Raw genomic sequence first — 20,360 nt, 5'->3', positions numbered from 1 at the left:
CCTGCCCGGGCTGGTGACGGATCGGATCGGCGCTGGAGTCTTCGATGGGGACCCGCTCCACGGTGGGTCCTTGGTGGTGCTCTGCGCGAGAGGGGCCTTGCTGGTGGGTGGGGTGAAGTGCCTGGGAGGCCGGGGCCCGCCGGTCCCGGCCTCCCGGAGGTTTTTCAGGCCAGGTCGCGGATGCTGGAGAAGACGCCGTCGACTTCGGCGCCGCGCAGCGATTCGGCGGCCACCTGCGGGTTCCAGTAGTCGACGTAGCGACTGATGCGGCCGCCGCGGGTCTCGACCAGAGAGATGTAACGCTGGTTGTAGGGGCGCCCGGTGGCCAGTGCGGTCCCGCGGGAGGCGAACTCGGCGATCACCAGTGCGGGGTCGGTGGTCTCGTGGAAGCGCAGGTCGGTGAACTCGACCTTGAAGTGCTCGGGGAAGTTCCTCATGTACTCGTGCAGTTCCGCCTTGCCCTTGACGGCCTCGGGGAAGCCGGCCGGGGCGTAGGGGAACTCCAGCACGCCGTCCTCGGTGAACAGCTCGACCCACTGGTCGATCTTCCCGGCCGACAGGTACGTCAGGTGGTCCCGGAAGGCCTGCTGGGCCGCCGCACGGACGGACTCGGCTGCGGAGAAGGAGGAGCTGGTGGCGGTGGTCGTGGTCATGGTGAAGCGCCTTTCGACAGAAGTCACGGGTGGTGGAGCCGCAACGCGGTCCCGACGCGCCGACCGGGCAGGAATTGGTGCCAGGTGCGGTAAGCGGTCGGGAGGACCGGGTGCCGCGGCACCGGCGGTGGCTTCACCGGGTACGGCACGGCGCGGCCCCCGTCGCTTAAAGCGAGGAAGTTCGCGTTACGTGGAGGACCGTAGCACCGCGGCACCTAAAAAAGAAACTCCTCGCATTAAGATGGCGGCATGACCGACCCCGCACCCGCCCGCCGCCCCGGCGGCCGCACCGCCCGCGTCCGCGCCGACGTCCACCACGCCGTCGAGGAACTGCTGCGCGAGCAGCCCCTGGCAAAACTGACCATCGCCCAGATCGCCGAGCGCTCGGGCGTGCACCAGGGCACCCTGTACCGGCGCTGGCAGAGCCTCGACGGCCTGCTCCTCGACGTCGTCACCGAACGCCTCGTCCGCCACTCCCCCATGCCGGACACCGGCACCCTGGCCGGGGACCTGGAGCAGTACGCACGCCAGACCCTGGACGATCTCTCAGGCCCTCAGGGCAAACTCCTGCTGCGCACCCTCGTCGCCGTACGCCAGGGACCGGAGAACACAGCCGAACTCCCCCCCGCCCTGCTGCGCCGCTACGACGAGCTCCAAGCGCTGCTCGACCGCGCCGCCGCCCGCGGCGAACACCCGCCCACCGTGCAGGACGTCGTCGACCTCATCGTGGCCCCCCTGTACACCGGCCTCCTCCTCGACGGCACACCCGGCAACGAAGACACCGTCCACCGCCTCATCGACCGCATCCACCGCCTCACACCCACCACATGAGCCGGCAGCACCGGCCTACCCGGGAAGGCAGCAGTTCACAGCAGAGACCCACAGCGGCCCGGCCCCCGTCGACACAGGCCGGGTGGCACTGTGCTCCAGGCACGAGACTGAGATGACACCGGCGTTCCGGCAGATCGCGGCCGGGACCGCACTCTTGCCCGACGTGACCGCGCCCGGACGTCCTTGGCGACCTGCCGGCCCGTCTCAGCCGGCCGGTGCGCCACGGACGGGCGCGCCACGGACGGCGATCCACGACCACCAACGGACCCCGCCGCTTCCGGCCCTGCACCCACCGGGTCCCTGCGCAGTCGGCCGCCCGACCGGCGAGGGGCGGGCCGATGCCACGGTGGCCCGCTCCGGCCGCCAGTGCGCGCCCCCTCCTCCTTCAGCGTCGCGAAGGAGGATTCGGCGGCGGCACTGCCGAGCACGCAGCGGCCCGGCCCATGCTCCGCCACAGCCCGACTGCACGAGGACCACCGGCAGGCCGGACGGCATGACTGACGAGGCGGCGCAGGCACCGGTGCCCCGGACACGGACCTTCGTCGCGCACCAGGTGTCACCACATCGCCTCAGCGCCGGAACGGCGACGGAGAGCCACGGCAGCACGCTACACACCGCACGTATACATCATGTGTATACACTGTGCGTATAGCAGCACCGACGATACGAGAGGGCGGCAGGCATGAGCACGACTGCGGAGACGACCAGGCCCCCGGAGAACCTGACAGAACCGGGCCGCGCCCTTGGTGCGAGGGTCACCGCTGCGGCGGCGGCAACAACAGGCGGGCTGTTGTTCGGTGTGCTCACCCATCTGGCGCAGGGGTGGCTCCCGGGAGCCTGGAACCAACTCGCCAACTCCGGCTCCGTCTGGGCTGCCTCCGCGTTCGTCACCGGAGCCCTGCTCGCCCGCCGGGGCACCTCGTCCCGGGCCGCGGTCGGCGGACTGGGCGCGGAGGTCGGACTCGTCATGGGGTACTACGGCTACGCCGAGTTCGGCCGCGACGGCATGGGTGAACTGCTCTTCCCGCTCATCTGGCTCGGCATGGCGTGCCTAGCGGGGCCGCTCTTCGGCGTCGCGGGGCACTGGTGGCGGCGCGGCAAGGACATGCGGCGCCGCATCGCCGGCCTGGCCGCGTTCGCCGGTCTCTTCGGGACGGAAGGGCTCATGTACACCTGGGACCTCCATTACATGGCCCAAGCCACGGCCTGCTTCACGGTCTTCGCCCTCATCCCCCTGTTCATGGCCCGTACACACCGGGAGCGCGCCCTCACCCTGGCGGCAGCCGCGCCTTGCGCGCTGCTGGCCTACGCAATCATCGAACTACCCCTCCGGTCGGTCTCCGCCTGAGGCCCTGAAGCGTGTGGCAGAAGGCCGTGATCGCGCGGACTCGTTGGTCGTGAAGGTTCCCGGAGCCATCCGAGGCGGAAGATCTCGTGGCCGGGCGGCCCCTCGGGACCCCTCAACGGTTTCCCCGGCATCACTTCGCCGGTCACAGGCTGCTGACGTTGTCACAGCGAAAGACGAGCATGCGGTTATTCGCCCTACGGCACGGAGTACTACGTTGCCGGGACTGTCGGTGTACACGTGGTGAAGGTGTCCAATCGGGGACGTATGAACATCCCCGGCGCCGGACTCTCAACGGGTCCATCGGCGAGGCAGGGTGCAGCCCTGGCCGCGCCGTACGGTCACTGCCCTGGTCGAGCGCGGCCCGCTCGGCGGGATCCAGGTCGGTGGAGCGGAGGAAGTCGGCGACCTGCCTCGGCACGCCGGTAGCCCGCGTCGTGAGGATCGGCCGGCCAGCGGGTCAGAAGGAGCCTGAAAGCTGGCGCCGCAGGGCGCGCTGCCGACCCAGGTCCGTCCTCTGGCCGATCAGCTCGTCCAGGACTGACGCTTCTGAGGGCGCCGGCAGTGGTATCACCTGACCCTCCGCAGGTCGACGGAGGTGCCTCACGTTCACAGCCAGCCGTTGCGGCGGAAGGTCCGGTGGAGCAGGGCGGCGGCGCCGACCATCACCGCGATGGCGAGCGGGTATCCGTACGTCCAGCTCAGTTCCGGCATGTGGGCGAAGTTCATGCCGTAGATCCCGGCGACGAGGGTCGGGGTGGCCAGGATCGCAGCCCAGGCGGAGATGCGGCGCATGTCGTCGTTCTGCCAGGTACCCACCCGTGCCAAGTGGGCGTCGAGGGCCGAGTTGAGCAACTCGTCCAGAGAGCGGACCTCTGTGTCGGTGCGGTGCATGTGGTCGGCGACGTCGCGGAAGTACGGCAGCATCTCCTCGGGCCACCCGGCGCGGGGACCGGCGAAATCCTGCACCACCGGTACGAGGGGCTGAACGGCGTCACGAAATTCCAGGACCTCGCGTTTGAGGGAGTAGATGCCCTCGGTGAGGTCCTCGCGCTCGGAGGAGAACACGCGCCGCTCCAGTGCGGTCAGATCGGAACGGACCTGGCCGGCAGCCTCGGTGTAGGAGTCGACCACCGTGTCAAGGAGGGCGTGGAGTACGGCGACTGGCCCGAACCGCAGCATTGACGGGTCTTCGTCAAGTCGCCGTGCGGCCTCGACGATGGGATCGGCTGGGCCATGACGCACGGTCAAGGCGAAACGCGGGCCGGTGAAGACCATCACCTCGCCGGTCTCCACCTCGCAGCCGTCCCTGACGTACCACAGGGTCTTCAGCGCCACGGCGAGCACGTCCCCGTAACGCTCCCGCTTGGGCCGCTGGTGTGCTTCACCGGCGTCCTCGACCGCCAACGGATGCAGCCCCAGGGGGCCCGCCAGCTCTTCCAGATCACCTGGCCCGGGATCGTCCAGATGCACCCAGCAGAACTCGCCCTGCCCCACACGCTTCAGACTGTCCAGCACCGCCGCACGGCCACCGTCGACCTGTCGGCAGTCCACCTGCTCGGGCTCGCCCGCTGACTCGCGGTAGATGACACACCTCATACTCCACTCCTGTACCGCTGCGACGATTGCATGCCTAGCGCCCACCGACAGTCGGCCTCCCGACATGCCGCCCACCGCTGCCGTACTGCTTCCCCAGTGGTGGATGAGCTGCCGCGCACAGCGCCGACCGCGCCCTCCCACCGAGACGGACACCGCCGGAGACGACAGGATCGGCGAACTCCACGGTGCCGGCGGCGCCGTGGAGTTCGCCGACAGAGGGTGGACCAGCCGGGCCGGGTACCGGACATGCGGCGGGTGCCGACGGTGCCTGACCGATCGACGGCGGCTGTGCCCCCGACGAAGACCGCTCCCCGGGGTTGCGGCGAGCAGCACCACTTGCCAGGTGCGGCCCTCGTCGATGGCGCCCGGGGCGTCCCCATCAGTGTCTTCACACCCGCTTGGACAGCCCCGTCGGCAGCGCCGCTGAGCGCGCCGAGCGCCAGCCGACCGGCTTCCAGGCGCGTTTCGATGCCTTCCCCGCTAGCTCCTGCCCCGGCGGCGCAGCAGCAGCCAGGCGGCCACCGCCACGCTGCCGGCCACGATCAGCGCGGTGCGGTTGTCGCGGGCTGCCTGGGCACCCTGCTGGGCCTTGGTGCGGATCGGTTCGGGTGCCTTGTCCTGCCACACCTGCCCGGCCTGTTCAGCCTTGACCTTCACCTGCTCGGCGGCTGCGGTGGCCTTGTCCTTGACCGGGTCGGGCAGCTTGTCCTGCACCAGGTGGGCAGCCTCGGCAGCCTTCACTTTGACCTGCCCGGTCAGCTCCGCGGCCTTGGCGCCCGCCTGCTCCTTCAGCGCGGTCGCCTTCTCCTGCGCACGGGCCTTGACGTCCGTCTTGGCGGCCAGTTCCTCGACCGTCTCCCCGAGCTGGTGGCGGGTCCGCTCGACCTGCTCCCGCAGCTGGTCGGGGCTGGAGGCGGTGGGCTCGTCGTGGGGCGGCTGGGTCATCGCTGTGCACTCTCCTTGATTTCGGCCACGTCGGCCTTGACGCTGTCGATGGTCTGCTGCGGTGCGGGTGGAGCGGCCTGGCTGACCTCCTTCTTGCCCGTCAGGGCCAGCAGGGTGGTGACCACGCCGAGGACGGCGGTGACGATCAGGGCCGCGGCCCACACCGGGAGCGGGACAGCCAGGGCGGCGATGGCGGTGGCGACCAGGGCCTGCGCGGTCAGGAAGCCGGCCAGACCGGCTCCGCCGAACAGACCCCCGCTCTTGCCGTACCGCTTGCCCTTCTCCCTCATCTCCGCCTGCGCCAGCCGCATCTCCCCGCGCACCAGCTCCGTCAGCTGCTGGGAGGCCCGCTGGACCAGTTCACCGACCGGCTCCTGCGAGCCGCTCGGACTGGGGTGGGAATCATGAGTACCCATGAGGGATTGCCGCCCTTCTCAGCTGCCGCTCATGAGGTGCGCTCACCTCACCGCTTCCCGGTACCCGGATGCGGGTGCACCATCCAACGGGACTCGGGCACGGCTGAAGCCGTCGTCCGTGCATGAGGCTTCACAGCTCGTGACCCGTTCGTCGGCTGGGCTGTTGCGGTTCCCCATGCTTCCGCGTTGCCGCCTTCGGCCTGATGCGACGAGGGGGTGCCGGGGAAACTGTAGGGCGGCAGCGGGCCGTGGACACGCGGCTCCAGGTGCGGGTGCTCCTGGCGGAGTTCGTCGACTGCGGCAAGGAATCGCTCCGCTGAACCGCGGTCCACCAGGACAGTGGTTCACCAGGGCAGTGAGGCCGGCCGGCCAGCCGGAGCACCGCGGCCCCACGCTGACCTCCTCGGCCATCGGCTCCCACGCCTGCCGAAGCAGCTCCGCGTCAGTCGCCTCGCGTGCCCTGCACCGCTGACGGCGCGCTGGACTCGTGGACACAGTAGGGCCGTCGAGGCTGGGATCGTGCCTGGTGTCGTCGCCTTCGCCGTGCACGCGCCCAGGGCCGTCACCGTTCAGCGAATGGCAGTCGCCTCCGAGCACTGCCCTGCAGCCCGTTCCGCCTCCTGCACCGCACCGCCCGGCACACATGGCGTCCTTCCTCGCCGCCGGCTCCACGCCCGCCGGGACCCAGGGCAAGGCCGTTCCGCCGCGAAGCCCGCCGGCACCGCTCAGCCACTGGCCGGGGCAACGACGACGGACCGAAGGTGGGAGCAGTTCCCGGTCGCGGTCGTCTTGGGGATGCGCATCCGGCGCAGCAGATCGCGAGTGAGGCGCTTGTCGAGCGTGGTGCGCCAGGTGACACCGGGATACTGGGAGCGCAGATGCGACAGCGCCCTGGTCCCCAGCCCGCAGTCGCGGAACGGTTCGTCGAGTACGACGTCGGTGATCACGCCCTCGGCGCATTCATCGCACGCGCGATAGGCCACCCGCCCGACCACCTTGCGGATGTGCACCAGCAGCAGGCACTCCTCACCCGTACCCTCAAGAGCGGGAGACGGCAGCAGCTCGATGCTGCGGTAGGCCATCAGCCGACGATGCCACCGGCCCCCGCGTCGTCCCAAGCGCCGATGCCTTCCCTCGGCCCGCCGCTGTGAGGCATCCGCCCGTGGTCCGGGCCGACCGAGTGCGTTGCGGGCGTCCATCTGGTTTCCCTGCATGCCATCGCGTGTGCCCCCGATCCTCGGCCTCCATGTCACGACGCCACGAGCGCGCCTCACATGGCACGCCACTCGCCGAGTACGCCGACGCCGAGCCGCAGATGCCCGTGCCGCTCGTCGACGTCGCGGAGCGGATCGTCGTCCCGGTCACCGCCCTGTGCGACATCGATCCCGAGCCGTGCGACGACTCCTTCGCGCTGAAGGCCCTCTGACGCGTCTTCGTGGCCACCCTGCGTCCTGGGTGGCGGAGGGCGTCACCCGCCCGTCAGCCCTTCGCCGCGCAGGTCCTCACCGAGGACGACGAGGACGTCGCCGGCATCCTTCAGCTGATGAGAACTCCCGTGCCGCTGACACGGACGCGCGGGTCACCCGCGCGCAGCGACACCGTGAGCTCGCCGGGGCGCCCCAGGTCCTCTCCCTGGTGCAGGGTGAGGACGGCCTCCTCGGGGACCAGGCCGAGTTCACGGGCGTACGCACCGAACGCGGCGGCCGCGGCGCCGGTTGCCGGGTCCTCGACGACGCCGCCGACGGGGAACGGGTCACGCACATGGAAGACGGTGGCCGCCTCTCGCCACACCAACTGGACCGTGGTCAGGTCCAGGCGGTGCATCAGGGCTTCGAGGCGAGCGAAGTCGTACGCGAGGTCCGCGAGGCGTGCGCGGGTCTCCGCCGCGAGAACCAGATGGCGGGCACCGGCGAACGCGATACGGGGCGGGAAGGCCGGGTCCAGATCGGCGGCCGGCCAGCCGAGCGCGGCGAGCGCCTCCGTGAGGTCGGTGTCGGCGATCTCCTCGACGTGCGGCTCGACACTGGTGAGTGTGGCCCTGAGCGTTCCGCCCTCCTCGGCGACCTCCACTGGCACGGTGCCGGCGCGCGTCGCGAATACCAGTTCCCCGGGCCCTATCCGCTCGGCGAGCGCGACGGCGGTCGCGACGGTGGCGTGCCCGCAGAACGGCACCTCGGCCCTGGGGCTGAAGTAACGGATGCGGTACGCCCGTCCCTCCTGGCCGCCGAGCCCCTCCGGGGGCGCGGTCAGGAACGCGGACTCCGAGTATCCGAGGTCGGCGGCGATAGCCAGCATGTCGCCGTCGTCCAGGGCAGCGGCATCCAGAACGACGCCGGCGGGGTTCCCGCCGTCGGGGACGCTGGAGAAAGCGGTGTAGCGCAGCACCTCGGGCCGCGGCGCATTCGTCGTCATGTCCGCGGCAACGCGGGACGGGGCCGCGGCTATTCCTGGATCGGGTGGAGAAGGGGACGGGCCCCTGCGGCGAGCCGCACCACGATACGGACTCGTCGTAGAGCGTGCCGCCCACGGTCAGCAGGTCGGTGACCCGCGTCCGGCCCACCACGGCCCCCCGCTCCGGGCCGAGCCAGCCCGGCTTTCAGGTCGTCCCTCGAGTCCGACAGGAACGTGCGTGCTCCGGGCGAGGACACACGCCATCTCCGAGTCGGTGGCGCTGAAAGTGTTCGTCAGCTCGTCACCCAGCTCGGGCCGCTCCGCATGGTCCATGACCACCGGTGCCATCGCCGCCGACCGCCCAGGTGGCCGAACCCCAGTGACGCCGGCAGCTCGCCGATCAGCCGGTGCCGCATCAGGTGACGTTCGCCCCGGTGTCCCCGTCCCTTGCGCCGTTTCGTGAGCCGTCGGGCTCATGGCCGTTTCCGGGAGCCGGGGGAGCTTCAGACAGCTTCGGTCAAGAGCGCGATCCCTCATGTATCCCGTTCAGGAAAGACGCTGGATCGTTGGGCGCATCCCGCCTTACGGTGGCGCCATGAGCGATCACTCGGTAGCACCTGTCGCACCCGTCGAGGCCTTTGAACCCCCGTACTACGTGGCTGTCTTCACCACGGTGCGAACCCAGGGCCAGAGCGGCTACAGCGAGACCAACGCACGCATGGAAGACCTGGTGAAGGACGTCCCTGGGTTCCTGGGGATGGACCACGCGCAGACTCCTGGCGGGCTGGGCATCACCGTCGGGTACTTCCGCGACGCCGACGCCCTCACGGAGTGGCGGTGCAACGCCGAGCACCGCGCGGCGCAGAAGCGTGGGCAGGCCGAGTGGTACCAGAGCTACACGCTGCATGTGGCGAAAGTGGAGCGGAGCCACGGATTCACGCGAGCGTGAATCGTGCAGAACCCGGCAGCAGGCTGACCCACCGAAGTCACCTCCTGGTCCGGCAAGCGCCGTCCCGCCGGCTGTGTCCGGGTGGCAGAACGAGTCCGCGTCCACGAGATCGATGACGACGCGGGCCAGCGCCTGCTGCGGATCATCGGCAGGGGCACCGGCTCGAGGGTGACCTGGCGGCGAGTCCAGATGGTGCTGCTGTCCGCCCGGGGCATGCCGGTGGTGAAGATCGCCGAAGTGGCGTTCTCCAGCGCGGACCGGGTCCGGGACGCGATCCACACCTGCGACACCGACGGATTCGACGCGCTCCGCCCCAAGTCTTCGCGCTCGGGGCGGCCGCTCAGTGATCGGTGAGCATGCCTTCCCGCAGCCGGGCGAGGGTACGCGACAGCAGCCGGGAGACATGCATCTGGGAGACGCCCAGGCGTTCGCCGATCTGGGCCTGGGTGAGTTCCTCCACGAACCGCATGTGGATGATCTGCCGGCCCCGCTCATCGAGCTCCGCGATCAGCGGGGCCAGAGCGTGGAAGTCCTCCACCAGTTCCAGCGCTTGGTCCTGGGCGCCGATGAAGTCCTGCAGGGCCGCTTCGCCGTCCTCGCTGCCGCTGATGGTGGCGTCCAGGGAGGAGGAGTTGTAGCCGTTCCCGGCGAGGCGCGCCTCGCGCACCTCGTCCTCGGGCAGGCTCATCAGCTCCGACAGCTCCTTCACCGTCGGGGTGCGGCCCAGGCGGCTGCGGAGTTCCTCGGTGGCGCGCGCGAGCTGGACGCGGGCTTCCTGCAGTCGGCGCGGAACGTGGACGGCCCAGGTGGTGTCGCGGAAGAACCGCTTGATCTCGCCGACGACGTAGGGGATGGCGAAAGAGGTGAACTCCGTCTCCCGGGAGAGGTCGAACCGGTCGATCGCCTTGATCAGACCGATCATGCCGACCTGGACGATGTCCTCCATCTCCTCCGGCCCGCGGCTGCGGAAGCGGCCGGCCGCGAAGCGGACCAGGGACATGTTCATCTCGATCAGCGTGTTCCGCGCGTAGCTGTATTCCGGCGTGCCCTCCTCAAGCACCGCCAACTGGTCGAAGAACAGCTTGGACAGCTCGCGGGCATCCTTCGGAGCCACCTGAGAGGGATCGGCGACCTCCGGCAACTCGTGCGCGTGTGTGTCCGTTGCCGTCGCGTTCATGAGCGCCATGACATGTCCCTCCCACTATCGAAGCCAACCGCGCGGCCGGCCGAATCAGCCGACGTCGCCGCGCGAATACCCCCTCATCTTGCCTCTATGCCCGCACTCGCACGAAGGGGGGGCCACACTTGTCGAGGGGCCCGGCCCTCGAGGGGATGGTCCAGGGGCATCTCGGTCATGAAACACGACCGAACGGCATCACGGGCGGCGGACCCACCGCACAGGAACCGAGCCTTGTCCATGACCTGTTCGGCGACGTGCCGGGCTTCGCGGGAGGCGTCCAGACCGATTCGCTGGCCGACGACCTGGTCGGCCGCGAAGAGGTCCTCGGCTCTCAAGACGATCCCGGTCAGCGGGCGTGCTGGAGGCCGCCGGCGTCCATCGGCTGGTGGGCGAAGGTGCGCAGGTGGTCGTCGTGCGCGGAGCTTCGGCAAGGCGAGTGGTTTCTCCTCGCTGGTGCCGCCCGCGCACGTCGAGGTCAGGATGAGCGCCCGTTGCGGCCTGGCCACAGCGACGCAGAGCAGTCCGAGCCGCACGACCGAGCCCGGGGTGGGTGGCGCGGACGATGGCGCTGTCGGAGGCATCGAGCTGCGCGCAGCCCCTGGCCCCGTGCCGGCGGGCGTCACGGAGAGCCGTCCGGCGGGGAGCGCTGGATGCTACTGAGGGCGGCGTCCGGTGACGTCGCCGCCGGGGTCGTCGGGCAGGGCGATGCGGGCGGTGATGCGTTTACCGACCGGCTCCCGCTGAACCTCGAAACCCTGGGCGACGGCCATGACGATCTCCAGGCCGTGCTGCCCGACTCTGCCCGGATCGGCGGCCCGCGCCACCGGCAGGATCGGATCGCTGTCCCACACGACCACTTCCACCATGGCGCCGGTGATGCGCAGTTCCATCAGCACCGGTCCGGGAGCGTATTTCCGCGCGTTGGTGACGAGCTCGCTGACCACCAACTGGGTCAGGTCCATCGCGCGGGCCGACACGGGCAGGCCGTGCTCTGCCTGGACCCGAGCCAGGAAGTCAGCCGCACGATGACGCGCCTCAGCGATGCAGGAGCCATCGCCGTCCAGGGCGATCGTGTCCTGTATCGAAGGAGCGCCGGGCGCCACGCTGCCCTCGCCCTCGGGAACTGATTCCACCGGGTCCATCCTCTTGTTTCCCCCGTTCACACGTGTGCGCCTACCCAGCACTATGCCTCACATGCCCTCGAGGTCCCGACCATGGGTCGCACAGGCGTTCGCCGTAGTATCGGGTCAAGCTGCCGGCGCATATCGTGCCGGAGCCCGAGTTCCCATCAGCGAGCGCAGTCGAGGAAACGGTGACAGACACCCACGGAGCAGCCCGGCCGAGCCAGCTGTCGATCGTCCACACCGCCGTCGACGGCATCCGGGTGGTCACCCTGCGCGGCGAGATCGACCACACGGTCAAGCATGAGCTCAGCGAGGCCCTGGAGTCGTCTGACGGCACGCCGCCGCGGACGGTGGTGGATCTCAGCGGCGTGACGTTCATGGACTCCAGCGGCATCAACATCTTCGTCGCCGCCTACAAGGCCGCGAGTGAGGTCCAGGGGTGGCTGCGCATCGCTGGCGCCCAGGAATCGGTGCTGCGGGTCCTGCAGCTCGTCGGCCTGGACGAGGTCATCCACTGCCATCCCACCGTCGAGCAGGCCCTGACCGCCTGACCCGCGCCGGTGCCCGGCCACGGCGGCTACCCGGCCTCCGCGTCCGGGACGTCCCGCTCGCGTGAACGCCGCCGTACGGCCGCCTCCAACTCCCGACCCAGCAGCTCCGGCAACGGCTGCCCCAGCGCCCAGCCGATCACCGTCTCAGCCACCGTGTGCAGCTTGGTGTTGGTGTGCTGGGAGACCTCGCGCAGCACCTCGAACCCGGCGGCCGGCGCCAACTGGTGGATCGCGGTGAGGACACCGATGGCCTGGTCCACCGTCGCGTGGGAGTCGACCGCGTGCCGCAGTTGCTCGTTCTCCTGCTCCAAGCGGGCGATCGTGGCTTCAGGTGCGCCGTCCGGCGAGGGCCGTGGGAGGCGGGAGGTCGTCATCACTGGTCTCCATACGGGGGCAAGGCTTCCTGTACGCCTGCCCCCTGACCGCGACACCAAGGCACCCTCACCGCGGTATGAAGATCACACAAGATGGGGGAGATCACACTGGGGCGGCTCTTCGCCAGCCGATGCCGGCGAAGAGCTCCCGAGGGCTGTATGCCCAACCCTTGTCCCGCCGGGTGGCCCTCGCGCCCGCGTTCACACCTGCGTTCCTCGTCGCCTCCGTAATGGCTGGCGCGAACACATGCCGCGTTCACCCGGTCCGATGGAGCGGCGGGTGCGCGGCGGGTACGCGGCGGCCCTGCGCGTTCGGCAGGACACGGGTACCCGGCCGTCAGAACGTGGCGTCGGTCCGCTTCACGCCGTCCAGGTCACGGCCGGCGTGGAGCGGTCCGATGCCGAACATCAGCGATTCGGCGGTCTGGTCTCCCCCGCCTGCCTGCCGAGCTTCATCTGCGCCATGCCGTACAACGCCCCTCGTGCCGTGTGGCCGCACCGCGCTCACGGTGCCGCCGGAAACGGGCACCCAGGCCACGCGCACGACACCGGAGCGATCGGCATGTGGACACATCTGTGCGCGGCAACGGAAAAACCGTTGCTGAGATCGCGCCGCCGCCGTCAGCGGCGGGCTGAGACCGCGGAAGGCGGCCCTCGAGAACGTCCCCGCCACGGCGACCCGCTCGGCCTGCCCACTGTCACCCACAACGGTGATCACCGAAGCGCCAGGGTTCGCCACCCTTCCCCCAGGCTTCGAACAGCCACCAGCATGATCAGACCTGCCTGACCTGCACACATACACACAGCGCTCAGCCGTGGGGATGGCGCATGGCCGGTTGCAACAGGACGAGACGCCTCAGGAGGAAACATGTGGAACGCAGCATGGATGCGCAGTGTCGAGTGGCTCGCCGCGGCCTCACCGGACCCCAGGGCGTGCAAGCGGCAGTGGGAACACGGAACAGGCACCGCCCTGCTGGAAGCCGGACGCTACTGGAACGTCCTCAGCGTCCCCGAAGGCCTGGGACTGCTCGCTTTGAACGTCCTGTGGCAGGATCCACTGCGCGCCCCCGGGCCCGTCCTCAGACACGGCAAAGCCCGCAGAATCGGGTTCTTCCTGCCCCCCGGCCCCGACGACCAGTGGATCGGCGCCGGAGTCCGCCACGTCGGCAAGGGCTGCTGGATCCCCGTCCCACCGCCCTACCGGGACACCGGACACCTGGAATGGATCATCCCGCCCGACGGAACCGGAGCCCTGCACACCCCTCACCTTCTGGAAGCAGCCCTCCAGTCAGCCACGAGCACACTCGCCGTCCTGGACACCGTCAGTCAGGAAGCGGCCCTGCCGCAGACAGACGTGAACAGCCTGGTCCCAGACCGCCGATGATCCTGGAGTTGCCGTCCTTGCGCAGCCGAACAACGGACTGAGGGTGTCCGGCTCCGGGGGCCGCCCCCGCCCTCACCGCTCAGAGACCGAACGCCGTGAGGCGTTCCCGGCTGGCCGCACTCCCACATTCACCACTGCGGGACACACCGCGCTCGTACGCGAACCACCCGCCAGCCGCATCCCCACTCACAGGGCAAGAGGCATACGCCTAGCCCGCCCGGGCGGCGGCCAGGTGGGCGTTCACGGCGACCACACCGTCGACACCCTGGCAGAGGCCCACGACCACCGGGACGAGACGCGGTTCCGGGACGTGACCCCGCAGGGTGACGACCCCTTCCCGGACCTCGACCGCGACGGTGCCCTCGTCCAGGCCGAGGATGCGCCCCAGGACGTCCTGCTCGATCTCGTCGCGGATCTCGTCGTCGGAGCGGATGAACGCGTCGAGCAGGTCGCTGCGGGTGACGATGCCGATGAGGAGCCCGTCGTCGCCGACCACCGGCAGTTGTTTGACGTGCCGCCTGCGGAGTTCCCGCGCTGCCCGGGGGATCGTCCAGTCGGCGCGGGCGGTGAAGACGGGACTGCTCATGAGCGCGCCCGCGGTCCGGGCCCGAGCCTTGTCCCAGGCGTGCTCGTCGTTCCCGTCCCGACCCTGCGGATCGGGCATGCCGGTCTCGTGCCGCAACACGTCGGACGCGGAGACGACGCCGACGGGAGCGCCGTCGTCGTCGACGACCGGGGCCGCGACGATGTCGTTCGCGTCCAGCAGGGCGGCGACCTCCTGGAACGGTGTGTCGGAGCGGAGGGTGACGACCTCCTCGGTCATCACGTCACCGACCGTGCGGCGGTGCAGCATGGCATCGGCCTCCTCCGCTGGACGGGGCGACCGCGGTCGGACGCCCGGGCGGACCACGCGCGGCGCGCCGGCCACCGCGCCCGCGCCCCAGCCGGCTCGTCGACGCCGTCTTCCCTACCCATGACAACACCGCGCCGCTCCGGCGGCCAGTGACGTCCGGCCGGGCAGGGAGGACCGGCGGTCCCGTGCCAGGGGTGGGACCGAGTACGCGGTAGATGCTGGCGACGCCGGGCGACTGCCCCTGGGTCGATGAGGGTGATCAGGTAGCCCCTGGCCGCTCACTCGGGGTCATCGAGCTGCTGGCTCCAGAACCACATCTCCCGCGTGCTGCTCCGCCTGGGTCTGCGCGACCGGACCCAGGCCGCGCTGTACGCCCGCGAGAACGGGCTGGTCTGAACCGCATCTCCGAACCCTGGTTCCGGAACTGAGTCCCGACCTCATGAAGGGATCGGCCGATACGCCGGGGCCCGATCAACTACCTCATCAGCCGAAAGCTGCCGCTCCGGCGGCCAGAAGATCAAGTCACCGACATGACCAGACGGGCATGCCAGGGCCCTGCCGAGCCTGTCCGGCCAGCCCGCCACCTCATCGTCTGAAGCGTCGTCCGCCTGCATGATCCGCTGCACGGGTACGACCGCCTCCGCACGACTCATCTCCACCGCGCTCATGAGGACCCTCCGCCGGATCACCCAAACGGGACGGGTGATCGCCCGGACAAGTCCTGGAAGGCGCCCGCGCCGATCTCCGTTTCGCCGAGGAGCGCATCGACGGGAAACGAAGCCTCAGCGCCGACAGTCACCAGTCGGCGCCGCAGCTCCGGAACATTGCCCCCACCTCGCCCAACAGCTCCCCCACCACGTCCGAGACGGCGTCCCCCTGCCGGCTCCTGCATCTTCATCCACCCCCCGATCACACGGGCCTACCCCCTCACCGCGTAAGGAATCACGACGACCTGAGACAGCATCACCCGCCATTCGGATACAGCCCCACGACACTGATCCCTCCCAGCAATCTCTCACCCCACGAGAGCCTCGCCCCTACCTCCCCCCGTTGACCAGCGCCAAAGCACCACACCCCCAAGCCCCCACCACCACCGGCACCACACCGAGAGGCCGCAACGCGAGCGACTGCCTTCATGGGCCGGGGCGGAGTAGGGGAAAACCCTTTCGATGCTGTCAGTGGTCTCTGTTAGCTTCATGCGCTCGTGTGATCCACGAGCCTCAAGCGCTCACAGGGGAGGGACACTTGACCAAGTTCGCAAGAACGGGCCGACGCAGACGGACAGTGGTGGGGAGCTGCGCGGCGGCGCTGCTGGCCACGACTGCCGGGACGGCGTACGCGGTGGACAACCTGCCGCCAAAACAACCGCTCGTCCAGGATCTCCAGTCAGGAGGCAAGGCCTGCGCGACCGGCGACGACACGCCATACGTTTCGGCGCCGCCCAGGCTCAGTGCAGTGCTGTACGACCCGGAGGAGGACAACCAGCCCTCCGAATTCAGCCCGGTCAGCGGCGAGTTCGAAGCCTGGTGGACGGACGCGGCAGGAGTGGAGCAGCGGCGGACCTACACCACCATCATTCTGTCGTCGGGGACGCGCCAGTACTGGACCATGCCGGACGACGTCCCGGCGAACACCGTCGTCTCCTGGCACGTCCGCGCGAACGACGGCGAGGCGACCTCCGCATGGAGCGACGAGGACGGCGGCTCGGTCTGCTCGTTCGTGTACGACGACGTGAGCCCTGAGAAGGCGACGATCACCTCACCCGAATACCCCAACCCCGAGGACGTGTTCTGGGTGGACGGAGTGGGCGTCTACGGCCACTTCACCGTGGACTCGCCCTCCGATGACGTGGTGTCGTACCGGTACGGCTTCCTGGGTGGTCCTTACGGAACCGTCTCCGCAGAGCGGCCGGGCGCGGCCGTGACCATTGCGTACTTGCCGCTCACTGCGGGGCCGAAGTCGCTGACGGTCCGCGCGATCGACCGGTCGGGCCGAAGCAGCGGGGAGTCGCAGTACGACTTCAACGTGAAGGCCGGCCGTGCCCCCGTCGCCCGCTGGAGGCTGGACGACCCGGCGGGCTCCCGCTGGGCTGCCGCCGAGACCGGCACCACCGCCCGTGCCGGGACCGGCGTGACCTTCGGCGGCCCGGCGCCCGCTGGCACCACCTCCACCACCACAGTCAGCCTCGACGGCAGCGGCCATGGCTTTCTCACCCCGGACGCCCCGGCGACCGACACCCGTAAGACCTTCGCGGTGAGCGGGTGGGTACGGCCCGCCCGCACCGACCGGAACATGACCGTCGCCAGCCAGGACGCCAACGGGGCGCCCGGCTTCGGCCTCGGGCTGCGCCATAAGGACTCCGGGCCCGCCTGGTCGTTCGCGATCGGCGGCGCACGGGTGTCCGGCGGCGCCCCCGAGACCGGCGAGTGGACCCATCTGCTGGGGCTGTACGACGCCGAGACCGGAACGGCGCGGCTGTACGTCAACAGCCACGAGGTCGGGGCCGTGGCTGCCGCCACTCCCGCTGAGGCGGCCGGCGCATTCCAGATCGGGCGCGCCCGCGGGACGGTCGGCTATCGGGACCGGTGGCACGGGGACATCGGTGACGTACAGGTTCACGACCGGGTCGTGGTGCCGAACGAGATAGCCGGACTGGCGTACCGCAAGCCGAAGCTGCTCGGCCACTGGTCGCTCGAGAACGCGACGGACGGCGTGAGCCCCGAGCAGTCGGACGGTGCGCCACTGCGGCTCGGCACGGGGGCTTCGATCTACCGGGGCTCCGACAGTTCCTGTATCCCGGACCTCGACCCCGACTGCCCCTACGTACCGCCGCCACTCGTCGGCGACGGGCATCTGCGTCTGGACGGCGAGAACGGGTATGCCGCTGCCGACGGGCCCGTCGTGGACACCGGGGACAGTTTCACTCTCGGCGTCGTCGTACGCCTCGCGGACTCGGAGCCCGCCCACCCGATGACCGTGCTCTCCCAGGCCGGCGGGCACACCGACGCCTTCAAGGTGCGCTACGAGCCGTCCACACACACCTGGCAACTGGTGATGCCGGAGAAGGACGAGGCCGGCGCCCCCGAGAAGGTGGTGTCCCAGATCGAGGGCGCGGACGGAGGCGAGGGCCAGGGCCATCGCCTCGCCGTGGTCTACGACGACGCCACCGACACGATCAAGCTCTACCTCGACGGCTACACCAACGCCCAGGCGACCGCGAACCTCCCCCGCGGCTGGCACAGCACCGGCGCCCTCCAGATCGGCCGGGCCAAGGCCGGTGACGGCTGGGGCGAGTACCTGCATGGCGACGTGGACGAGGTACAGGCCTACTCCGGTGCACTGAGGGACGGGGACGTCCGCAGCCTGGGGTCGGGCACGGATCCTTGCCTGTGCTGATCTCCGACCTCCCCGGCGGCCCGCCCGAACCCAGGTTCCGGCGGGCCGCTGGTATGGGAGGGTGCGTCGGTTGCAGGGGCGCCCGGCGGCCGGTGCGGTCCCGCGGGAGGCGAACTCGGCGATCACCAGTGCGGGGTCGGTGGTCTCGTGGAAGCGCAGGTCGGTGAACTCGACCTTGAAGTGCTCGGGGAAGTTCCTCATGTACTCGTGCAGTTCCGCCTTGCCCTTGACGGCCTCGGGGAAGCCGCCCGGGGCGTAAAGGAACTTCAGCACGCCGTCCTCGGTGAACAGCTCGACCCACTGGTCGATCCTCCCGGCCGACAGGTACGCCAGGTGGTCACGGAAGGTGCTGGGCCGCCGCACGGACGGACTCGGCAGCCAAGACGGAGGAGCTCCTGGCGGTGATCGTGACAACGTCCGCCTGGGAAACGACCCCACAAGCCCACAGGCACCCAACGGGCAACGCCTGCCGGGACAGCGGGTTCTCAGAAGCTGCCCCACCGTTCCAGTCGGCGCGACAGGTGACGGCGACCATGGCGCCGAGCCCGATCATGGCAAGTCCGCCCGTCCCGCTGGTCACCGACATCCTGTGAGGAGAGCGGCCCGAGATCGATCTTCGCGAAAGGCCCTGGTCGTACCCGGCCACAACGTTGGTCACATCGTTTGGGTAGGGAGAGATTCAGGTCCCGGCTTGACTCTCACGTTGCGTGAGGCTGGAGGGTTGGGCACATGAGCGACTACTACAACGCGTTCGAGATGAGCCCCGTGCCCGCTCCCGGCCCGGATGCGGTTCCGCCGGAGCCGTTCCGTGGCATCTATGGAATGCCCGCGTTCGTGACGCTCCCCACGAGTGACCTGGCGGCGTCGGTGGACTTCTGGGTTCGTGGGCTCGGGTTCTTCGAGCTGTTCAGCATCCCTGGCAGGCTCGTACACCTGCGCCGGTGGGCGTTCCAGGACGTACTTCTCGTCTCGGAGGGGAGCGTTCCGGAGCGGGCACCAGCGATGAGCCTCATTTTCGCGTGCGTGCTCAGCCAGGTCGATTCCCTTGTCGAGGCCTGCCGCGCGTTGCGCCCGGACTCGGTCGACGGTCCACGGGACACGCCCTGGAACACCCGCGACGTGGCGGTGATCACCCCCGAGAACGCACGGATCGTCTTCACTGCGGCGAAGCCCTTTGATCCGGCCAGTCAGGAGGCGCAAAACCTTGAAGCCATCGGGATCACCCCACCGGGCTTCGGTCGCGGCGACAATCAGCAGCATGCCTGATGCCGCTGACACCGATGGTCTGACCGTCGCTCAGGTCTCGGCGCGTCTGGGAGTGACAGTCCGCGCGCTGCACCACTGGGATGAAATCGGTCTGGCGCGACCGTCGCTGCGCACGGCTGCCGGATACCGGCTCTACACCGCTGGTGCTCTGGAACGCCTGCAACGCATCGTCGTCTACCGTGAGGTCGGTCTGGGCCTGGACGGTATCCGGGCCGTCCTGGACGACTCGACCGCGGACGTGCCCGGCGCCTTGCGCGCGCAGCGCACCCAGGTTGCTGGACGTATCGACCGCCTCCAGCAGCTCGGGGCCGGGCTGGACCGGATGATCGCCGCCCACGAGCGCGGCCTGTCGCTGACCGTCGAGCAGCAGGCCTCGATCTTCGGCCCCCAGTGGAACCCGGACGGGCCCGCCCAAGCCCGTCAGCGCTACGGAGACACGACGCAGTGGCGGCAGTACGCCGAACTCTCCGCCTCTCGCGGCCCGGAGGAGTGACAGGCCATCGCCGACGCCGTTGCCGGCCTCGACCGCGCCCTCGGGGATGCGATGGACGCCGGCGTCACACCTGGCAGCCCAGAAGCGCATCAACTCGTCGAGCGGCACCGCGAAGTCTTCGCTTCGTACTTTCCCCTCACCCGGCGGATGCAGGTCTGTCTCGGCCGCATGTATGAGGCCGATCCGGGATTCGCTGCCCACTACGACGGCATCCGCGCCGGCCTCGCCACGTGGTTCCGTCGCATCATCGACGCCGGCGCGCGCCCACGGCATCGACCCCGACACCGCGACCTGGCAGTGGAACGCGGGTCCCGAAGCAGCCTCGGGGGCGTCCGACGGCTTCACGAAACTCGGCTGGTCCTGGGCCGACCCCATCGCCGCCCTCGCCGTCAAGGGCGGCCGCGACCTGGCAGGGCGGCGGCGGGGAACGTCCATCTGGCGGGCAGTTCACCGTCTTCGGTCAGCGAGGTCAGGATGCCGGCGACGTCCTGTCGCGTTCCGCACCAGGCCGGCCACGACGCGTACCGGTCCGCCCTCGCGGCTTCGGCCACGAGGGTTCCCGGTCGCAGGGCGCACCACAGTTCGCTCCGGTCCCGCTCCGAGCCTGGTG

21 protein-coding genes and 4 pseudogenes are annotated in these 20,360 nt (G+C 69.9%); 10 read left to right on the top strand and 15 right to left on the bottom strand.

The genetic code is table 11. The annotated features are described in order from the left end of the window. Window positions 1–164: 164 nt before the first annotated feature. Window positions 165–653 carry a nuclear transport factor 2 family protein gene (locus ACIBBD_RS27645; RefSeq protein ID WP_399422290.1) on the bottom strand — a complete coding sequence of 163 codons (489 nt, stop codon included), beginning with the start codon at window positions 651–653 and terminating at the stop codon, window positions 165–167. A gap of 249 nt (window positions 654–902) precedes the next feature. Between ACIBBD_RS27645 and ACIBBD_RS27640 the strand changes: the two genes are divergently transcribed. Beyond that, window positions 903–1,484 (top strand): TetR/AcrR family transcriptional regulator, encoded by a 582-nt coding sequence (locus tag ACIBBD_RS27640; protein ID WP_399422289.1) that lies wholly within the window; start codon window positions 903–905, stop codon window positions 1,482–1,484. A 682-nt stretch (window positions 1,485–2,166) separates the two neighbouring features. Continuing rightward, on the top strand, window positions 2,167–2,832 hold the full coding sequence (locus ACIBBD_RS27635) for a DUF6518 family protein (RefSeq protein WP_399422288.1): 666 nt from the start codon (window positions 2,167–2,169) through the stop codon (window positions 2,830–2,832). 606 nt (window positions 2,833–3,438) lie between these two features. Here ACIBBD_RS27635 and ACIBBD_RS27630 read toward each other — a convergent pair. From ACIBBD_RS27630 to ACIBBD_RS27610, 5 genes are all read right to left on the bottom strand, one after another. Then, a complete protein-coding gene (locus ACIBBD_RS27630; protein ID WP_399422287.1) occupies window positions 3,439–4,428 on the bottom strand; it encodes a magnesium and cobalt transport protein CorA in 990 nt (329 codons plus the stop codon). A gap of 480 nt (window positions 4,429–4,908) precedes the next feature. Further along, window positions 4,909–5,373, bottom strand: a complete 465-nt coding sequence (locus tag ACIBBD_RS27625) for a DUF3618 domain-containing protein (RefSeq protein ID WP_399422286.1) — start codon at window positions 5,371–5,373, stop codon at window positions 4,909–4,911. Next, window positions 5,370–5,789 carry a phage holin family protein gene (locus tag ACIBBD_RS27620; RefSeq protein WP_399422285.1) on the bottom strand — a complete coding sequence of 140 codons (420 nt, stop codon included), beginning with the start codon at window positions 5,787–5,789 and terminating at the stop codon, window positions 5,370–5,372. Before ACIBBD_RS27620 ends, ACIBBD_RS27625 begins: the two co-directional genes overlap by 4 nt. Window positions 5,790–5,836: 47 nt before the next feature. Next, a complete protein-coding gene (locus ACIBBD_RS27615) occupies window positions 5,837–6,121 on the bottom strand; it encodes a GvpL/GvpF family gas vesicle protein (RefSeq protein ID WP_399422284.1) in 285 nt (94 codons plus the stop codon). A gap of 393 nt (window positions 6,122–6,514) precedes the next feature. After that, the gene (locus ACIBBD_RS27610) at window positions 6,515–6,871 is read right to left on the bottom strand and encodes a GNAT family N-acetyltransferase (protein ID WP_399422283.1); all 357 of its coding nucleotides are present in this window, start codon (window positions 6,869–6,871) and stop codon (window positions 6,515–6,517) included. 164 nt (window positions 6,872–7,035) lie between these two features. Here ACIBBD_RS27610 and ACIBBD_RS27605 point away from each other — a divergent pair, with 164 nt between their 5' ends. After that, window positions 7,036–7,215 (top strand): hypothetical protein, encoded by a 180-nt coding sequence (locus ACIBBD_RS27605; protein ID WP_399422282.1) that lies wholly within the window; start codon window positions 7,036–7,038, stop codon window positions 7,213–7,215. A 110-nt stretch (window positions 7,216–7,325) separates the two neighbouring features. Here the strand turns inward: ACIBBD_RS27605 and ACIBBD_RS27600 are convergent, their stop codons facing one another. Both ACIBBD_RS27600 and ACIBBD_RS27595 read right to left on the bottom strand, forming a co-directional pair. Then, window positions 7,326–8,201 (bottom strand): PhzF family phenazine biosynthesis protein, encoded by an 876-nt coding sequence (locus tag ACIBBD_RS27600; RefSeq protein WP_399422281.1) that lies wholly within the window; start codon window positions 8,199–8,201, stop codon window positions 7,326–7,328. Window positions 8,202–8,380: 179 nt separating this feature from the next. Then, window positions 8,381–8,543: pseudogene (locus tag ACIBBD_RS27595) on the bottom strand (alpha/beta hydrolase); the annotation flags it as partial. A gap of 232 nt (window positions 8,544–8,775) precedes the next feature. On the opposite strand from ACIBBD_RS27595, the gene ACIBBD_RS27590 reads away from it, so the two are divergent. Together ACIBBD_RS27590 and ACIBBD_RS27585 are read left to right on the top strand one after the other, a co-directional pair. Continuing rightward, entirely contained in the window at window positions 8,776–9,129 is a 354-nt protein-coding gene (locus ACIBBD_RS27590; RefSeq protein WP_399422280.1) for an antibiotic biosynthesis monooxygenase family protein, read from the top strand. A gap of 81 nt (window positions 9,130–9,210) precedes the next feature. Continuing rightward, window positions 9,211–9,468 (top strand): annotated as a pseudogene (locus tag ACIBBD_RS27585) (IS630 family transposase); the annotation flags it as partial. Between the two features lies 1 nt (window position 9,469). Here the strand turns inward: ACIBBD_RS27585 and ACIBBD_RS27580 are convergent. Next, entirely contained in the window at window positions 9,470–10,315 is an 846-nt protein-coding gene (locus ACIBBD_RS27580) for an RNA polymerase sigma factor SigF (RefSeq protein ID WP_399422279.1), read from the bottom strand. A 647-nt stretch (window positions 10,316–10,962) separates the two neighbouring features. Continuing rightward, the gene (locus tag ACIBBD_RS27575; protein ID WP_399422278.1) at window positions 10,963–11,451 is read right to left on the bottom strand and encodes an ATP-binding protein; all 489 of its coding nucleotides are present in this window, start codon (window positions 11,449–11,451) and stop codon (window positions 10,963–10,965) included. Window positions 11,452–11,621: 170 nt separating this feature from the next. Here ACIBBD_RS27575 and ACIBBD_RS27570 point away from each other — a divergent pair, with 170 nt between their 5' ends. Then, entirely contained in the window at window positions 11,622–11,984 is a 363-nt protein-coding gene (locus ACIBBD_RS27570; RefSeq protein ID WP_399422277.1) for an STAS domain-containing protein, read from the top strand. Between the two features lie 26 nt (window positions 11,985–12,010). Here ACIBBD_RS27570 and ACIBBD_RS27565 read toward each other — a convergent pair whose 3' ends face one another. Next, on the bottom strand, window positions 12,011–12,295 hold the full coding sequence (locus ACIBBD_RS27565; protein ID WP_399422276.1) for an ANTAR domain-containing protein: 285 nt from the start codon (window positions 12,293–12,295) through the stop codon (window positions 12,011–12,013). Window positions 12,296–12,695: 400 nt separating this feature from the next. Beyond that, entirely contained in the window at window positions 12,696–13,076 is a 381-nt protein-coding gene (locus ACIBBD_RS27560) for a hypothetical protein (protein WP_399422275.1), read from the bottom strand. Between the two features lie 150 nt (window positions 13,077–13,226). Here ACIBBD_RS27560 and ACIBBD_RS27555 point away from each other — a divergent pair, with 150 nt between their 5' ends. After that, window positions 13,227–13,742: a hypothetical protein gene (locus tag ACIBBD_RS27555; RefSeq protein WP_399422274.1), complete on the top strand. Its 516-nt coding sequence runs from the start codon at window positions 13,227–13,229 to the stop codon at window positions 13,740–13,742. A gap of 208 nt (window positions 13,743–13,950) precedes the next feature. Here the strand turns inward: ACIBBD_RS27555 and ACIBBD_RS27550 are convergent, their stop codons facing one another. Continuing rightward, the gene (locus ACIBBD_RS27550) at window positions 13,951–14,595 is read right to left on the bottom strand and encodes a CBS domain-containing protein (protein ID WP_399422273.1); all 645 of its coding nucleotides are present in this window, start codon (window positions 14,593–14,595) and stop codon (window positions 13,951–13,953) included. A 437-nt stretch (window positions 14,596–15,032) separates the two neighbouring features. Next, the gene (locus ACIBBD_RS27545) at window positions 15,033–15,263 is read right to left on the bottom strand and encodes an e9imm peptide (RefSeq protein WP_399422272.1); all 231 of its coding nucleotides are present in this window, start codon (window positions 15,261–15,263) and stop codon (window positions 15,033–15,035) included. A 616-nt stretch (window positions 15,264–15,879) separates the two neighbouring features. On the opposite strand from ACIBBD_RS27545, the gene ACIBBD_RS27540 reads away from it, so the two are divergent. Next, window positions 15,880–17,991, top strand: a complete 2,112-nt coding sequence (locus ACIBBD_RS27540; RefSeq protein WP_399422429.1) for a LamG-like jellyroll fold domain-containing protein — start codon at window positions 15,880–15,882, stop codon at window positions 17,989–17,991. 132 nt (window positions 17,992–18,123) lie between these two features. On the opposite strand, the pseudogene ACIBBD_RS27535 reads toward ACIBBD_RS27540, so the two are convergent. Then, window positions 18,124–18,354, bottom strand: a pseudogene (locus ACIBBD_RS27535) (nuclear transport factor 2 family protein); the annotation flags it as partial. Window positions 18,355–18,720: 366 nt separating this feature from the next. Between ACIBBD_RS27535 and ACIBBD_RS27530 the strand changes: the two are divergent. Both ACIBBD_RS27530 and ACIBBD_RS27525 read left to right on the top strand, forming a co-directional pair. Next, window positions 18,721–19,257 (top strand): VOC family protein, encoded by a 537-nt coding sequence (locus ACIBBD_RS27530; protein ID WP_399422271.1) that lies wholly within the window; start codon window positions 18,721–18,723, stop codon window positions 19,255–19,257. Continuing rightward, window positions 19,250–20,048: pseudogene (locus tag ACIBBD_RS27525) on the top strand (MerR family transcriptional regulator); the annotation flags it as partial. The gene ACIBBD_RS27530 and the pseudogene ACIBBD_RS27525, both read left to right, overlap by 8 nt. Between the last annotated feature and the right edge of the window lie 312 nt (window positions 20,049–20,360).

This window comes from Streptomyces sp. NPDC051315, assembly GCF_044455165.1.
In the GTDB taxonomy this organism is placed as follows: Bacteria; Actinomycetota; Actinomycetes; order Streptomycetales; family Streptomycetaceae; genus Streptomyces.
The sequence above is the reverse complement of the archived record's forward strand: the minus strand, read 5'-3'. Positions and strand labels throughout refer to the sequence as shown.